We start from the raw sequence: 15,750 nt of genomic DNA, 5'->3' as shown, positions 1-15,750 counted from the left end.
GATATATACAAAGAAGGCTGCAAAATCTGCAGCCTTTTTTATTGGAGTTTTTCACAGTTTTAAGTTCAAGCCAATTAGTCGGCATTAAGGCCATTAAAAGGCCAGTTGCAGGAATCCACCTTGAGGTATTTTAGGGTTAAAAGTCAGCCCCAGGAATTTATCTTGCTGAAGCAGCTGTCTGAGCTCTGCCTCACTGGTAACAATGCAGAGCCTTTCACCTGGCATTAAACTCCGGAACTGAGTCGCCGGCTTGCCCCACTCCAATAACCCCAGCTGCAGTGAATCTGCCAACGCCAGAGGTGTAAGACCATCCTGGTTACGAATGTAGCATCTCAGCCCCCTGCCCGCCTGAGCAATAGCCGCGCGATAACTATCAAGCTCAATCGCGATGTAAATCATGTCGCAATAGAGATCCAGCCCCGACTTGACCAAACGATCATTCAAATAGCTGAGCATATTGAAAGGTTCTATCACCACAGAACTGACACCGTTGCGATTCAGTTTCAGCTTTTGATTGACGAAACTACGCATCAACACGCTGGCAAAGGCGGCCCTGTTGTCTTCCGGGTGAAAGTGGGCCATGTACATGATAAGGTGGTTATTCCCAACCATAGCCGAGTCGATGAAGTAAGGGCTTACCTGCTCATGTTTGAACAAGCTATAGTCCAACCTGGCCTTGGGATATTCAATACGGCTTGCGGGGAATAGCTGTTGCTGTACACACCTGGCCGCTTCAGCGTTTTGCTCCAGCAGTGCCAGGTTTTCGTTCAACTCCATAAAGGAGAGCTCTTCCACATCTCGATTAAGAGTATTTTGTTCCTGCTCAGGAGCCGTAAGACACTGATTAATGGCGTGCTCTATGCTGTAGAGATCCGATACGGGTTTAACCAGATAGTCACTGGCACCAATTCGCAGCGCCTCGACAACATCGGCCATAACCTGGTTTCCGGAAATCACAATGGAAGGAATAGCAGGGTTGATACGCGACATGGCTTTAAGCATTTCCAATCCCCCCATTCTGGGCATGGAGAGATCGGCTACAACCACATCATACTTTTGGCTTTTAAAGCTTTGCAATCCTTGTTCACCATCCTCGGCTTCAACAACATTAGCGCCCCTCCCGGTAAGAAAGGCGGCAACGATATTGCGAAAGACGGGATCATCCTCAACCAGCAGTACATTGAGACTGTTCAGCGCCATGGTCAATTCCCCGCAGGTTTCAATCGCCGGTAACGAGTGCCCGTATCAACCACCTGCGGGTAAGCAAACAGATGGTGGGTTACTCCAGTTCCTGCATATATTCATCAAGCAACTCGTCTTCGTCCTCATTCGAAGGCACATTGCCATCGTACACCTTATAGTCCATGTGCTGTATATAAGCGTCTTTAACAAAAGTGTATGGATCGAGCGCGTTGTCTACTAATCTTTCTTGATCTATGGCAACAGAACGGGCGTGGAGATTCTTCAGGCCCCACTTGATAACTGACTGCCACATTGTTAATTCAGACAATGGAAAGTATAGACCATCCACCCAATCTGAAGCGAGTTCACGGGTGACGTAGGGGCCGAAGAATGGCGCCATAAAGTAAGGACCATTGGGCACTCCGTAGTAACCGAGCACTTCGTTGAAGTCATCCTGTTTACGGGGCATCCCCATCATATCGGCGACGTCAATCAAACCAAGCAAACCCACGGTCGAGTTAACGGTAAAACGGCCACCGGCATTCAACGCCCAACCCCACTTGCCCTGCAATGTGTTGTTGACCAAGCTGTGGGGCTCTTCCAGGTTGAGAACAAAATTGTTGAGACCTGACTTGACCGGCATAGGCACATAGTCGTTGTAACCATGAGCAACCGGACGATAGAGAAATCTATCCAGATACAGATAGTTGAAGTCCCACATGACACGGTTGAACCCTTCTATCGGATCCCGCGGGTCGTTATAACTGATACGCACACCCTGTGTATTGTTGCTTTCGCCACTCCCTGCAGCCACTGCCGAATGCGCACTCAGGGCAGCCACAACCATCAGAATCCATTTAAACTTCATATTGCTCTCTTTGTAAAAGTACCGCTGTAATCCAACCGAAAAACAGTTAAAGCTTTGATTACCATAGGCCGATAACCTGAGTATACCTATGGCGACAGTCAAATTTCTGTCTAATGTCGATTTGGACGGATAAGGATACTTCGCTGTGGAAATAGATCAAATTTAAATTTACGATTGCCTACAGATAAAGCTACTTGAGGAGTGGGGTTTGCAACAATGGATCCAGTGAATGGTACAATCCCCCCCTCAGGGTCAAGCCCAACTCCTCAAGCAAATGCATCCATCCCTCTGCTTCCGGTAACCACAGTCGATGTGGGTAGCGAGCTCAGACTACAACTGCAAAATGCACAGTATCAATTGCAGCTTGCCAATCAAGAGTCCAACGCTCAAGCCAAGGCCCTGTTGCATCAGGCCAATACTACACTGCTGGAGCTGACTCGCCCCTTACCGGAAATCGTTCAGGGCAAAACAGCCCAATTGCTGTTGCTGGCCGGTGAAATCCAGATAAAACTGCCGGATGCTTTGATGCAGCTGGCGGCCAAAAATGGCATCAGTCAAACAGCACTGCAGCAGTTGGCAGCCAGGCCACAAGGTTATCCCTTACCCATGTTGACTGTTTCCCAAGGTGAAATGCGTTTTGCCAATGGTACAAGCATAGCCTTCCCGCCGCAGTTACAACTACCTGCCGGAGAATACGTTGCCAAAGTTGTCAGCAACAATCATGGGCTACAGCTGCAATTAAGCCCCATCAATGCCAGATTGGAAGTAAAACTGACACCTGTGGCAAATCTGCAACCCGCTGCCCCAACACAGGAAAGTGAGCAACTGATAACCAAGCCGGAAGTCGCCCAAACCTACGCCAGGTTGATAAAACTCCTTGAGCAGCAACCCCAATCCCAAGCGCAGCAAACCCAAAGTAAAGGGGAATCAGCACCATTGAGGGAAACGGCGGTTGATCTCAAAGCAGGCTTGTCTCAAACAGTTGCCAGCGGCAGCAAGTTGCCCGCTTCTGTCTTATCTCAGTCAACACAAACAGTTGATAATGCCCAGTTGCAGCAGCCGAAAAATGCCCCGCTGCCGGGGACAGATAAATTCAGTAACCAAGTACTTCAGCAGGCGACTCAAGCCAATGCGGATAAGCCTGTTGGCACAAGTGCATCCAATAAAGTTGTCGGCGAAACGGCCAAAGCGCCCGAGCTGAACTTTCTCCAGCGCGCCTTCAATAAGGCCGGTGCCATGCCAAGGGCCGAGGCTATGACACTGGAGGTCAAACATAACCTGGCCGCTGAACTGCTCAAGCAATTGCCGGCACTGTCGCCTGTGCCCCTGAGCGAGCTGACAGAGCCGTCCCAACTTCGAAGTGAACTGCTTGGGCTCACAGGGTTGCAACTGACCAGTCAGCAAACGCAATCCCAGCCTTCAACTCAAGCCAGTGCCATTACCACCTTGTTTCAGCTGTTACTTGGCGTTAGGGCCGGTAACCAAAACCTGAGTGTTCCACAACGCTTGAAGCAATACCTGGAAGGACTTCAGAGCCGATCCGGCCTGCAAACTCATCAGTTAGCTTCACTGGAGAAGAGCGGCACTCTGGACGCGCTGCAGCAGATGTCCCAGGCTGTCGCCCTATACCAGCAAGCCAATACAGACAATAGTGGTCAATGCTGGTATTTCATGCTGCCCTACTATCTCAACCAAAGAAATGAACAGTTGGAAGGCAAATTCGAACACAACAATCAGGATAAGGACGCAGACAAAGACAAGGCCTGGCAGTTGCAACTCAAGTTTAATCTGGGCTTGGGCTCCTTGCTCGTCAAGGCGCAGGTGAAGGATTCCAAGGTCGACCTGCAGTTTATCGGCAGCACCCAGGCGCTGATCAGCAGGGTCAGCAACTTCCTGCCCCCCTTGTCGCAAAAGCTGGTTCAGTTAGGACTCACTCCCAATGAATTGAACGCCCACGTTGCCCCTGTGCCGGCCACCCTGCTGCCAGGCGATCACTATCTGGTGCAACTGAAAGCCTGAGGAAAGACTATGTCCATGGATTCAAACGACAAGCAAGCCAAACCTCGTCAGGCAGTGGCCCTGAGTTATGATGGCAAAACTGCGCCCAAGATAACGGCCAAGGGCCAGGATCTTCTTGCGGAAGAGATCATTGCGTTAGCACAGGAGGCCGGGGTTCATATACATCAAGACCCTTACCTGAGTGACTTTCTGCAGATGTTGGAACTGGGGGAAGAGATCCCCAAGGAGCTCTATCAGCTAATCGCCGAACTGATAGCCTTTGTCTATATGTTGGACGGGAAATTTCCCGAGCAGTGGAATAACCTGCATCAGAGAATTGTCGACAAGGTTTAGGGAAGGTGCGAACAAGCCCCATGCGTGCTCTGCGTCGGCTTACAGGCTTGGATGCAAGGCGTGGTTCGCAGCAAATGGCCCTAGTCCTTTGCAAGAAGCATAACACAGCAGGCAGGCCTATAAGCCACGCCCTTCGGGGCTTTCACAGCAACAGGCTCTCTGCGTTATCCGACTTTGACAGGCCCCGGCATGCCTTCAGTCAGATGCCCTGAACGCCAATTGTTGTGCAAGCAACTCTCTAAACAAGAGAACGCCACGGGGACTTATTTGCTTTGCACCTTCCTTAAGTAACGGATAACACAGACAAGCCGTTACCCTGAGAGCCAAAACGGCTTGAGGTTTCTCGCATTCCTTTCAAATAGAAACAGAAAGAGCGCATCTCAATGCGCTCTTTCTTTACTCAGACAAAATATCAAGCCTGGGCCGTTTTACCGTGCAGACGGATCAAGAGTTCAGCTTCCGCCTTGGGCAACTCGCACTCGCGGATCAGTTCATCGACACCGGCTCCCAACTGCACCATCTTCATGGCCCTGCTGTAAAGCTTGGCCTGAGGGTCCTGCTGCATCGATTCATCGAGACGGGCATTTTGCTGCACGAGGCGTTTCTCAAGCTCCAACACCCGCCGGCCAACGCCTATGGTGCCACTACGCAGTTCTTGCAACTCCCGCTTGAAGGCATCTCTTTGCCTGTCGCTTTCCTTGACCAGAACAGTTAACGCCTCAACCTTGCTTCTAAGCTTGTTGCTTTGTTTTTGCAGGTACAGCACCAGTCCGAGACAGGCAATGACATATACCAGCGCAGCGATAAAAAAAACATCGCCCATCATCGGTTAAAACTCCTTTTCCCGCAAAAGCCTATCAGATTTGCGCCAACTCGGCCCATTCATCATCTGACAGCAGCTTATCCAAGTCCACCAGGATCAGCAGTTCGTCGCCACGGTTGCTGACACCCTGAATAAACTTGGCACTCTCTTCGGTTCCCACATTCGGGGCGTTATCGATTTCAGAGCGGCGCAGATAAACCACTTCGGCCACACTGTCGACCAGGATACCTATCACCTGCTTTTCCGCTTCGATAATCACGATTCGGGTAGAATCGTCCACTTCAGAGGAGGGCAAACCAAAACGTGAGCGGGTATCAATAACGGTAACCACATTACCGCGCAGATTGATGATCCCCAACACATAATGAGGAGCTCCCGGAACCGGGGCTATTTCGGTATAACGTAATACTTCCTGAACCTGCATCACATTGATGCCATAGGTCTCGTTATCCAGCCTGAAGGTTACCCACTGGAGAACGGCATCGTCCTTGCCTCCGGATACCGCTGCTACATTTCTTGAATCAGTCATATTTACCTCAGTCTATCGGATCCTGACAACCTAACCCGGCATTGAGCATTTCAATCAATGCCTGCACGTGCAAAATGCCACACATTTGTTCTTTCACTACTCCGGCCAACCAGGGGCGCTTACCTTCACTGCCACGCCAGTTGACCTGTGACTTGTCAATCTTGACCGCATTGACCAAAGATTCACAAGCCAAACCCCAATTACTGTTCTCTAATACTACAAGATATTGATAATTTACGGATTGCGCCAGTTTATCATCATATTTTTCCGGCATAACCCAGGCGCAGGTATCAACGATATTCAGCTGAGAGTCCCGATAACCCTGAACCCCCATAAACCATCCTGGCCGCCCAAAGATATGATTGATGCGCTCTATTCTGACTATGCCGCCCAGGCTTATCAGGGGCACGGCCAGCGTGAGTCCCGCCACCTTGAAGAACAATACTTGAAATTCATCCTCTAGTTGTTCCTTGAGCGGTTCTATAGGTGCCGCCGGCGCGCCGACTTGTGTCTCGAGCTGAACCTCTTCCAGAACCTCAGGCTCAGTCACCTCTTGGACTTGACTCTGCTCGCGCTGAGCCGCATCGGTCTGAGTATCCAGCTGCCCGGTTATAGCCTCGCTTTGCAGCGAGGCAACAGAGATGGTTTCCGACTGAGTGTCTGTCGGCACCTCTGTCTGCGTTACCTCGGCAACCTGCTCTTTAAACACCGGTGCCAGTAGCTGTTCCAGCGCATTACGGTCGAGTCTCGGCTTATCTGGCTCTGCCGGGTATTGCTTGGCTGTACCGTCCAGTCGAGAAAGCGGCGCTTTCTTGGGTGCCACATCAACTGGTACAGCGATATCGTCCCGTAACCTAGACGTTGCCGGCGGAGTCTGCTCAGTTCTTGCCTCAACTACAGCTTGCGCTTTTTGTTCAGGCTTAATCGCAGATTGCGCCTCGGATTTAACCTCGGGTGCCGGCTCAGTCAGCAGAATGCTGAAATAATCAAAAACAGTTTCATCAACCGATTTTGACATGGTCAAACTCCCCCGCCAGCAGATAATCCAGCAAACGCTCGTAGGCCTTCACTCCGCGCGAGCTTGGGGCATAGTGGGATGCCGGCAGATGGGCCAAACTGGCGTCGCGAAACTTGGTATCCACAGGGATCACATCCGGCCAAAGCGTGTCGCCGTAAACCTCACCAAGATGTTGCAGCGCCGCAGGTGAAGCCTTGGTACGTCTGTCATACATGGTTGGCACTATGGAATAACTGTAGCGGGTCTTTTTCGAGCGCCCCATCAGTTCCATGGTTTTAATCATTCTATCCAGGCCTTTAATCGCCAAAAATTCGGTCTGAACCGGGATCACTATGTGTTGGCTGGCCGCCAGAGCATTGACCATCAATACACCCAGCACCGGGGGACAGTCGACCAAGGCAACATCGTAGTCATCCTCAACCGACTTGAGAATATTACGCAGCACCAGCCCCATCCCCTCTTGATGACCAAGGGCACGATCCAAAGTGGCCAACGCCATGGTTGCCGCCAAAAGATCGACTCCCTCAACAGATGTGGGAACTGCGTGTTGCTTTACCAAAGAGGTATCAAGATTCTTATGAGCCAGAAAGAGATCATACAATGAGCCGGGCACCTCTTCCGAATCTATGCCCAGGTAATAACCCAGCGAAGCATGGGGATCTGTGTCTATCATCAGAACCCGCTGACCACGCTTGGCCAGTGTGCCCGCCAAACTGGCAACTGTTGTGGTTTTGCCCACTCCGCCTTTTTGGTTTGCAATGGTCCAGACTTTCACTTTCCGCCCCTTATTCTCGCCTTATCGGCCAACTAGTGTAACGAGCCACTATTATTGTCGTTCTTGTCTTGTACGGCTACTCATTACCCTCTTCACGGGTAGTGACACGGATCCCACCGTGAGGTAAACGTATTACTTTTACGCCATTTTCCAGCTCTGTCACCCTGGTATCTTCAGTCTGAGCAGGCAGCGGCACTGCGGCCCCAACCTCGCCCGGGGTTCTTTCCGGTGAAATATCACCCGGCGGGACTGACAAGTTGGCTGAAGTCGGAGCCTCTGGCCCCGTCCCGGATGTCACCTTAGGTCGAATCACATCCAATAAGGATGCGGTCTGTTGTGGGTGACGACTCATCCAATCGGCAATAATCGCGGCCTGTTCATCCGGCACCATCAAGAGAACCTGGGACGATTCAAGCTGGGCGACTTTCTCACTCAGTTGCCGATTTTTTTGTCGCAAGTCCCAGTAAAGCGCCGCCACTACCACCAAGGCGACCAAAAACAAAAACAGCGCCAACCGGTATCCCAGCAGGCGCGTCTCTTTGTCAGCCACGAGCCGATTCTCTCAATATCGCCTCTGCCATATTATCCAGTGAGATGGACTGGCTGGAGATACCGGCCGCCGTCACTGCCTGTGGCATGCCATAGACGACGCAAGAGGCTTCATCCTGGGCCCATATGGTGGCACCAACACCTTTGAGCATGCGCGCGCCTTCTCGGCCATCGGCACCCATCCCCGTCAGAATAACCGCCAGTACATCTCCGCCAAAGGCTTTGGAGGCTGAAGCAAAAGTGATATCGACACAGGGCTTGTAGTTCATCTCTTCATTGCCGGCGAGAATTTTAATCCTGCCTCCGGCGCCGGAGCGCTCGAGCATCATCTGCATCCCACCGGGCGCGAGATAGGCACAGCCTGGTCTGAGCATATCGCCATTGACCGCCTCTTTGACTTCTATCTTGCACAAGCCATTGAGCCTGCTGGCAAAGGCCGGAGTAAAGGCTGCAGGCATGTGCTGTACCAATAAGATAGGATGCGGATAATCCGCCGGAAACTGGGTCAAAATTCGCTGCAATGCCACAGGGCCACCAGTGGATGTGCCTATAGCCAACAGCTTGTATTGTTTACCACTGGCTCTGGCAGGGGCCGCTCCGCCGCTGCGCCTCACCGGCTGGCGACTGGCGGCAGCACTTTCAGCTGTGACAGCTTGACGCTGCAGACTGCTTGGCGCCGTGGGTCGGCTTGGGGTGGTTGCCGGCGTAGGCGCCACACTCGGACGGACTATAGGGCGGAATATACGCCTGCGTCCCAACGCCTTGACTCTTTGCTGAAGCAGTCGAATCGCTTCGTCCTTGTTGGTAGCAATGTCCTCAAAGCGTTTGGGCAGAAAATCGAGAGCCCCGGCGTCCAGCGCATCCAAGGTCGCCTTGGCACCATCATGGGTCAAGGAGGAAAACATCAGGATAGGTGTCGGATGAGAGGCCATTATCTGCCGCACGGCGGTAATCCCGTCCATGACAGGCATTTCAATATCCATGGTAATCACCTGAGGCTTGAGCTCGGCGGCCAGTTTAACGGCTTCGGCACCGTTATTGGCCATACCTATCACCTCAAGCTCAGGATCCTGATTGACTATCTCGCTGACACGTCGTCGAAAGAAGCTCGAATCATCGACAACCAAAACTTTAATGGTCATTTAAATCCTTATACGGCACTTCAACGCTTGGATTTGGCGTAGTGCTTCAATAATCCTGGTACATCGAGGATCAGCGCGATTCCGCCGTCCGACGTAATTGTGGCCCCGGCCATACCCGGTGTGCCATGCAACATGGAGCCCAGAGGTTTAATTACCACCTCTTCCTGACCTATCAGGGCATCTACCACAAAGCCTATCTGCATGGTGCCAAGCTGAACTATGACCACATGGCCATGTTTCTTGTCACCATGCTGGAAACTCATCGGCTTACGGCTGAGCCAACGCTCAAGATAGAAGAGTGGCACCGCTTTGTCCCGAACGATCACAGTCAATTGCCCATCTACAATATTGGTCTTGGTTAGATCCAGATGGAAAATCTCATTCACGCTGGAAAGCGGCAAGGCAAACACCTGCTTGGCAACTTCCACCATCAGAGTGGGCATAATCGCCAAGGTCAAAGGTACCTTGATCTCCAGACGGGTGCCTTTACCCTTGACCGAATCGATATGCACAGAGCCGTTAAGCTGAGTAATACGGGTCTTGACTACATCCATCCCAACACCTCGGCCGGAGATATCAGAAATCTCCACCTTGGTTGAGAAGCCGGGAGCGAAGATCAGGTTATAGGCTTCCTGATCGGACATTCGGGCGGCGCTGTCTTCATCCAGCACACCACGACTTATGGCAATCTCTTTGAGTTTGGCAGCGTCCATACCGGCGCCGTCATCCTCAATTTTAAGCAGGATATGGTCACCTTCCTGACTGGCCGCCAAAGTAATAACCCCGGTTCTGGGCTTACCATTGGCCTCGCGCACATCAGGCATTTCAATACCGTGATCCACTGAGTTACGCACCAGGTGCACCAGGGGGTCGGCAAGGGCTTCGACCAGGTTCTTATCCAGATCCGTGTCTTCACCTATCATCCGCAGATCTATCTCTTTATTGAGACTGCGGGCCAAGTCGCGAACCACCCGAGGGAAACGACCGAATACTTTCTTAATCGGCTGCATCCGGGTCTTCATCACGGCACCCTGCAGATCGGAGGTCACCAGATCCAGGTTGGCCAGCGCCTTGGACATCTCTTCATCTTCGCGGGATATCCCGAGGCTGACCAAGCGGTTACGTACCAATACCAGCTCACCGACCATATTCATGATCTCATCCAGGCGAGCCGTATCTACCCGAACCGTGGTTTCCCCCTGAGGCACACTGGTCGCTGCCTTGGCTGGAGCTGTGTCTTTGGCAACAGCAGGAGCCTTGGCCTGAGGTTTGGCAGCCGCTTTAGGTGCCTCGACTTTGGCAGCAGCTGGAGCCGCCTTTGGCGTAGCAGCGGCATTCGCTGCCGGCGCTTTGGGTGCGGCTACTTGAGATGCAGCAGGCGCTTTGGCACTTGCGTCACCCGCAGCTGGCTCTGAACCACTGGTGTTAGCGCCAGGGCCGGCGCCTTTACCGTGCAACTCATCAAGCAGCTTTTCAAACTCATCATCGGAAATTTCATCGGCATCGACACTGGCAGCAGGCGCTTCCTCTACGGCACTGTTGGCCGCAGGTGCGGCAGCAAACTGGCCTTTGCCGTGCAGCTCATCGAGCAGCTTTTCAAACTCATCGTCTGTAATGTCATCGGAAGAGGTGTTGGCAGGTGCGCTATCGCTAGGCTTGGGAGCATCACCACTCGGGGCCTGAGTACTGTTGGCAGAAGGCCCCTTGCCTGAACCATGCAGGGCATCCAGCAGGGCTTCAAACTCGGCTTCATCGATTTCATCTATGCTGCCTTCAGCCCCTTGGGTCGAGGCCTTGGGTGCTTCAGGAGTTGGCGCGGCCGGTTCATCAAACAGTTCCACCCCGGCGGCGCTGTCGAGCATGCCGTCAAACAGCTCATCAACACTCTCATCACTGGGTTCTACTGCAACAGGAGTTTCCTCCTGAGCCTGCTCGGAGGGCAAAGGCGCCCCAGAACTGAGCAACTTGAGTTTGTCCAGCAAGACTTCATCCGCGGGCTCTTGCTCCTGACCGGACTGAGTTTGGCCGAACATGGTATTTATACTGTCGAGCGCCTGCAGAATGATGTCCATCAATTCAGAGCTGACGCTGCGCTTACCGGTACGCAACAAGTCGAAGGTGTTTTCTGCCTCGTGGCATACATCCACCATGGGGGCCAATCCCAGGAATCCGGCACCGCCTTTGACCGTGTGAAATCCCCTGAAGATGGCGTTGAGCAGATCCGTATCTTCCGGATTGTTTTCCAGAGACACCAACTGTTCCTGCAACAGCTCTAGGATCTCGCCTGCTTCAATTAAAAAATCCTGGAGTATCTCTTCATCAACATCAAAGGCCATTAAATTGACTCCTATTAGAAACCCAGACTCGAAAGCAGATCATCTACTTCATCCTGACCGTTCACCACGTCTTCGCGTTGCTCTGCGTTCAGGATAGGCCCTTCTGCCTCTATGCTCTTCTCTTCCTTGCCGCGAATTTCATCCAGCGGCTGCTCACCGAATACTGTCAGCATAGAAACCAAGCTGTTTTCGACTTCCCGAACCAGTTCTATGACCCGGCGAATCATCTGTCCGGTCAAGTCCTGAAAATCCTGGGCCATCAGAATCTGATTCAGCAATTCCCGCAGGCGACAGGCATCGGCTTCGCTCTGCTGCATAAAGTGCTGTACGTCATGACACAAGCTCTTGAATTCATGCAAGGCCAGATCGCGGCGCATCAACTTGTCCCAGGCGGGCTTAACATTTTGCAGGTTGGTACTCAGAGCATCCGACAGCGGCAGACATTCCTCAACCGCGTCCATGGTCTTGTTGGCGGCTTGCTCTGTCATATCTATGACATAAGTCAGTCGCTCTTTGGCATCGGGAATATCAGTATTGGCAAGCTCAATAAGCCGGCTATCCACTTGAAAATCCACCAAGGCGCTATGCAACTGGCGGGTCAACTTGCCAACTTCATCAAACAGATCCCGTTGCAGGGGAGCCGCCAGTTCCCGAAGTAATTCATCGGCCTTTTCCTGCTCGCCCTGACTGAGCAAGGCCACTAATTCCTGCGCCTGCTCCAGTGTCACCAGCCCGGATGTCTCTGCTTTCATCGCATCACCCCACTCAACCGAGCCGTTCGAAGATCTTATCCAACTTCTCTTTCAGCGTAGCGGCAGTAAAAGGTTTAACGACATAACCATTCACACCGGCCTGAGCAGCCGCGATGATCTGTTCGCGTTTTGCTTCGGCTGTCACCATCAATACAGGGATATGCTTGAGGTGCTCATCGGCGCGAATCGCCTTGAGCAGGTCAATCCCCTGCATACCTGGCATGTTCCAGTCGGTTACGACGAAATCAAAATCGCCCTTTTGCAGCATAGGCAGGGCTGTTGAACCGTCGTCTGCTTCCTGGGTGTTGTTGAACCCCAGGTCTCGCAACAAGTTCTTAATGATCCGTCTCATCGTTGAAAAGTCATCAACGATAAGAATCTTCATATTCTTGTCCAAGGTTTCCTCCGGTGAGCTGACATACTTAAAAGTTGCTCAATCATTAATTACGCTTGTGTCCAGTGCTTGAGTTTGGCTTTCAGCCTCAGCATGGCCTGACTATGGATCTGGCTCACCCGGGACTCACTTACCTCAAGAATGGCACCAATCTCTTTTAAATTCAGTGCTTCATCATAATATAGCGACAAAACCAAGGCATCGCGCTCTGGCAAGCGCTTAATTGCATCGGTCAAGGCTGATTGGAATTGGCTTTGGGCCAGATCCTCAAAAGTGTCGTCGGCCGGCATATCTTCCGACACCAGTACATCGGGCGCTACCCCCAGGTCTTCTATCCCTATGATTTTTCCGGTAGAAACATCATTGAGAATATGATGGTATTCATCCAGCGACATATCCAGTCGCTCGGCAATTTCACTATCACGGGCATCCCGGCCCAGCTCTTGTTCGAGCTCATCCATTACCTGAGCTACACGCCGGTTGTTGCGATGAACCGAGCGTGGCACCCAGTCGCCACGGCGTATTTCATCTATCATGGCGCCACGTATGCGGATCCCGGCAAAGGTTTCAAACTTGGCACCTTTGCTGCCATCAAATTTGGATGAAGCTTCCAGCAGTCCCATCATGCCGGCCTGCAGCAGGTCATCGAGCTGAACCGATGCAGGCAGACGCGCGAGCAGGTGATGGGCTATTCGTTTTACCAACGGTGCATATTGCTCAACGATCTGTGTCTTATCGTTTAAACCTGAGTATGCAGCCGCTTTATTCACTCGCACCTTCCTCCTGGTATTCAGTTCTTTGTACCAAACGTTCGACAAAGAACTCGAGGTGGCCTCCCGGTTGCTGAGGTATAGGCCAGCTCATAATCTTGTTGGCCAGCCCATGGTAGGCGATGCTGGCCGGAGATTTGGGATAAGCTTCCACTATCAGTTTCTGCTTTCGCACCGACTTGCGCAGGTTCTCATCGAACGGAATAGTTGCTACAAGTTCCAGTGCCACATCCAAAAATCTGTCGGTTACTTTACTGAGCTTAGCAAATAACTCCATACCTTCCCGCAAACTACGTACCATATTTGCGACAATTTTGAAGCGGAACACACCATGCTCACGACTGAGTATCTTAATCAGTGCATAAGCATCGGTAATTGAGGTGGGTTCATCACAGACAACCACGAGTACATCCTGTGATGCACGAGAGAAGCTGAGTACCATATCTGAGATCCCGGCGGCCGTATCGACTACCAAAATATCAAACTGGGTTTTCATTTCGCTGAAGGCGCGGATAAGACCGGCGTGTTGGGCCGCAGTCAACTCGACCATGGCCTGGGTGCCCGAGGTGGCGGGAATAATGCCAATTCCTTTTGGGCCACGAACAATAATATCATCGAGTTCAGACTCACCCGAGAGCACATGGGATAAGTTACGTTCGGCGCGCAGCCCGAGCATCACATCCACGTTGGCCAACCCAAGGTCAGCATCCAATACCAGGACGCGTTTGCCTTTCTCTGCCAGAGCAACCGCAGTATTGATGGAGACGCTGGTTTTACCCACCCCACCCTTGCCTCCGGTCACGGCAATCACTTTTACTTTTTCGTTATTTGGTTGATTCATCATTCGTAAACCGCTCGCTTGGTCCCGGGTCATAGCTTTACTCAAATGCATAGGTCATCTCTTCTGACCTGGCTTTATTATTAAAATGGCTTGCTTCTGTCTTGTTCAATACGGCCAATGCCTGCTTGGCCAAGGTCAGGGTATCGGCTACCTGCATATCCTCAGGAACCCTTTGACCGTCAGTAATATAACTTAATGATAACCCACTTTGGATCAACACGCTCAGCGCGGCGCCCAAAGAGACGGACTCATCAAGTTTAGTTAAAACCGCCCCTGCGAGATCAATTCGCTGGAAATGACTTACCGCCTCTTCAAGCACCCGGCGTTGACCGGTTGCCGAGAGCACCAGATAGCTACGAATAGGCAAACGGGTATTGGCGGCAAGGTTATCCAGTTGTTGGTACAGGCGCATATCCCTTTGTCCCATACCTGCGGTATCTATCAAAACCAGTTTCCGGCTACGGAACTGATACAGTATCTGCTCCAACTCATTGAGATCATGAGCTTGCTTCACCGGACATCCCATTATTTTGCCATAAGTTGCCAATTGCTCAAAGGCTCCGATACGATAATGGTCCATGGTGACCAACAATACAGAATCCGGGCCATGATGGGCAATGAAACGGGCCGCAAGTTTGGCCAATGTGGTGGTTTTACCAACACCGGTAGGACCGACCAACGCGACAATGCCGCCCTGGCGCATTAAATCATCACCTTGATTATCAAGCAGGTTTGCCAGACTTTGCGGCAAGGCACGGCCAAGTTCAGCGCTTTGATAGTGCTGACTTAAAGATGCCAGGCGCTCGGCAACATCAGGGGAAAACTCGGCTTCCAGTAATTTACGCTTCAACATGGCGCCGACAGGATCTGTACGGCTGCGCTGATCCGACATCAAACTGGAAAGCTGATGGGTCAACAAACCACGCAGGGAAGCCAGCTCTTCACGCATGGCTTCCATCTCTTGCTGTTGCTTGACGCTGTTGCCCTTGCTTGCCCGCTCAGGCGTTTTTTCACGCAGCTGTGGCGCTGGCTTGTGCTCTTCGCCAAGCCCTTTGGCCCAAGCAGGCATATCCAAATCTTTGGCGCTGTTTTGCTGCCCCAGCTGTTCATTCAAACGGCTCTGTTGCCGCTCAAGCAAAGCTTGCAGAGAATCGGCAACAGGCTCCGGGTTGGTCTTACTATTGCTGCGCACATGACCACTGCCGAGGGAGACTTTGTCCTCACCCAACTCCATAAAAGGCGATGCGGTTGGCGCCGCAGCAGGCTTGGGAGAATCGTAATCAACCGCCGCCACTATCTCTATGCCGCCGGTAACCTTCTTGTTGGACATGATTACGGCATCTGCCCCCAGAGTCTCTTTCACCTGAGCCAGCGCAGCACGCATATCTTTGGCAAAAAAACGTTTAATCTTCACTTTCG

16 protein-coding genes are annotated in these 15,750 nt (G+C 52.0%); 2 read left to right on the top strand and 14 right to left on the bottom strand.

The window, feature by feature from the left end; genetic code table 11:
* Positions 1-93: 93 nt before the first annotated feature.
* Positions 94-1,200: a response regulator gene (locus ACWAU4_RS07815; protein ID WP_454290525.1), complete on the bottom strand. Its 1,107-nt coding sequence runs from the start codon at positions 1,198-1,200 to the stop codon at positions 94-96.
* 79 nt (positions 1,201-1,279) lie between these two features.
* Positions 1,280-2,050, bottom strand: a complete 771-nt coding sequence (locus ACWAU4_RS07810; RefSeq protein WP_044734088.1) for an MlaA family lipoprotein — start codon at positions 2,048-2,050, stop codon at positions 1,280-1,282.
* A 216-nt stretch (positions 2,051-2,266) separates the two neighbouring features.
* On the opposite strand from ACWAU4_RS07810, the gene ACWAU4_RS07805 reads away from it, so the two are divergent.
* Together ACWAU4_RS07805 and ACWAU4_RS07800 are read left to right on the top strand one after the other, a co-directional pair.
* A complete protein-coding gene (locus tag ACWAU4_RS07805; RefSeq protein ID WP_454290524.1) occupies positions 2,267-4,069 on the top strand; it encodes a hypothetical protein in 1,803 nt (600 codons plus the stop codon).
* Positions 4,070-4,078: 9 nt separating this feature from the next.
* On the top strand, positions 4,079-4,402 hold the full coding sequence (locus ACWAU4_RS07800) for an EscU/YscU/HrcU family type III secretion system export apparatus switch protein (RefSeq protein WP_231473474.1): 324 nt from the start codon (positions 4,079-4,081) through the stop codon (positions 4,400-4,402).
* A gap of 412 nt (positions 4,403-4,814) precedes the next feature.
* Here ACWAU4_RS07800 and ACWAU4_RS07795 read toward each other — a convergent pair whose 3' ends face one another.
* The 12 genes from ACWAU4_RS07795 to flhF all read right to left on the bottom strand — a co-directional run bounded on the left by ACWAU4_RS07795 (position 4,815) and on the right by flhF (position 15,745).
* Positions 4,815-5,225, bottom strand: coding sequence for a DUF2802 domain-containing protein (locus ACWAU4_RS07795; protein WP_454290569.1), 411 nt, complete (start codon positions 5,223-5,225; stop codon positions 4,815-4,817).
* Between the two features lie 34 nt (positions 5,226-5,259).
* Positions 5,260-5,754 (bottom strand): chemotaxis protein CheW, encoded by a 495-nt coding sequence (locus ACWAU4_RS07790; RefSeq protein ID WP_025011081.1) that lies wholly within the window; start codon positions 5,752-5,754, stop codon positions 5,260-5,262.
* 7 nt (positions 5,755-5,761) lie between these two features.
* Positions 5,762-6,772: a chemotaxis protein CheW gene (locus tag ACWAU4_RS07785; RefSeq protein WP_454290523.1), complete on the bottom strand. Its 1,011-nt coding sequence runs from the start codon at positions 6,770-6,772 to the stop codon at positions 5,762-5,764.
* A complete protein-coding gene (locus ACWAU4_RS07780; protein ID WP_044734086.1) occupies positions 6,756-7,547 on the bottom strand; it encodes a ParA family protein in 792 nt (263 codons plus the stop codon). Before ACWAU4_RS07780 ends, ACWAU4_RS07785 begins: the two co-directional genes overlap by 17 nt.
* Before the next feature lie 76 nt (positions 7,548-7,623).
* Positions 7,624-8,097, bottom strand: coding sequence for a membrane anchored protein in chemotaxis locus (locus ACWAU4_RS07775; RefSeq protein WP_454290522.1), 474 nt, complete (start codon positions 8,095-8,097; stop codon positions 7,624-7,626).
* Positions 8,090-9,238, bottom strand: a complete 1,149-nt coding sequence (locus ACWAU4_RS07770; RefSeq protein WP_454290521.1) for a protein-glutamate methylesterase/protein-glutamine glutaminase — start codon at positions 9,236-9,238, stop codon at positions 8,090-8,092. Before ACWAU4_RS07770 ends, ACWAU4_RS07775 begins: the two co-directional genes overlap by 8 nt.
* 20 nt (positions 9,239-9,258) lie before the next feature.
* Entirely contained in the window at positions 9,259-11,574 is a 2,316-nt protein-coding gene (locus tag ACWAU4_RS07765) for a chemotaxis protein CheA (RefSeq protein WP_454290520.1), read from the bottom strand.
* Between the two features lie 14 nt (positions 11,575-11,588).
* Positions 11,589-12,326 carry a protein phosphatase CheZ gene (locus ACWAU4_RS07760; RefSeq protein WP_025011075.1) on the bottom strand — a complete coding sequence of 246 codons (738 nt, stop codon included), beginning with the start codon at positions 12,324-12,326 and terminating at the stop codon, positions 11,589-11,591.
* A 13-nt stretch (positions 12,327-12,339) separates the two neighbouring features.
* The gene (cheY, locus tag ACWAU4_RS07755; RefSeq protein ID WP_025011074.1) at positions 12,340-12,723 is read right to left on the bottom strand and encodes a chemotaxis response regulator CheY; all 384 of its coding nucleotides are present in this window, start codon (positions 12,721-12,723) and stop codon (positions 12,340-12,342) included.
* Between the two features lie 47 nt (positions 12,724-12,770).
* Positions 12,771-13,490: an RNA polymerase sigma factor FliA gene (locus ACWAU4_RS07750; RefSeq protein WP_025011073.1), complete on the bottom strand. Its 720-nt coding sequence runs from the start codon at positions 13,488-13,490 to the stop codon at positions 12,771-12,773.
* Positions 13,483-14,364, bottom strand: coding sequence for a MinD/ParA family protein (locus ACWAU4_RS07745; protein WP_025011072.1), 882 nt, complete (start codon positions 14,362-14,364; stop codon positions 13,483-13,485). Before ACWAU4_RS07745 ends, ACWAU4_RS07750 begins: the two co-directional genes overlap by 8 nt.
* A 4-nt stretch (positions 14,365-14,368) precedes the next feature.
* Positions 14,369-15,745, bottom strand: a complete 1,377-nt coding sequence (flhF, locus tag ACWAU4_RS07740) for a flagellar biosynthesis protein FlhF (RefSeq protein ID WP_045282484.1) — start codon at positions 15,743-15,745, stop codon at positions 14,369-14,371.
* Positions 15,746-15,750 lie beyond the last annotated feature (5 nt).

Source organism: Shewanella sp. FeAMO (assembly GCF_053653955.1).
This window is presented reverse-complemented; position numbering and strand designations above follow the sequence as displayed.

Bases quoted from the DNA above. Each gene is read 5' to 3' on its own strand.
- ACWAU4_RS07800 (WP_231473474.1), top strand. From the start codon at position 4,079: ATGTCCATGGATTCAAACGACAAGCAAGCCAAACCTCGTCAGGCAGTG.
- ACWAU4_RS07805 (WP_454290524.1), top strand. From the start codon at position 2,267: ATGGATCCAGTGAATGGTACAATCCCCCCCTCAGGGTCAAGCCCAACT.
- ACWAU4_RS07790 (WP_025011081.1), bottom strand. From the start codon at position 5,754: ATGACTGATTCAAGAAATGTAGCAGCGGTATCCGGAGGCAAGGACGAT.
- ACWAU4_RS07745 (WP_025011072.1), bottom strand. From the start codon at position 14,364: ATGACCCGGGACCAAGCGAGCGGTTTACGAATGATGAATCAACCAAAT.
- ACWAU4_RS07810 (WP_044734088.1), bottom strand. From the start codon at position 2,050: ATGAAGTTTAAATGGATTCTGATGGTTGTGGCTGCCCTGAGTGCGCAT.
- ACWAU4_RS07765 (WP_454290520.1), bottom strand. From the start codon at position 11,574: ATGGCCTTTGATGTTGATGAAGAGATACTCCAGGATTTTTTAATTGAA.
- ACWAU4_RS07785 (WP_454290523.1), bottom strand. From the start codon at position 6,772: ATGTCAAAATCGGTTGATGAAACTGTTTTTGATTATTTCAGCATTCTG.
- ACWAU4_RS07795 (WP_454290569.1), bottom strand. From the start codon at position 5,225: ATGGGCGATGTTTTTTTTATCGCTGCGCTGGTATATGTCATTGCCTGT.
- ACWAU4_RS07760 (WP_025011075.1), bottom strand. From the start codon at position 12,326: ATGAAAGCAGAGACATCCGGGCTGGTGACACTGGAGCAGGCGCAGGAA.
- ACWAU4_RS07815 (WP_454290525.1), bottom strand. From the start codon at position 1,200: ATGGCGCTGAACAGTCTCAATGTACTGCTGGTTGAGGATGATCCCGTC.
- ACWAU4_RS07770 (WP_454290521.1), bottom strand. From the start codon at position 9,238: ATGACCATTAAAGTTTTGGTTGTCGATGATTCGAGCTTCTTTCGACGA.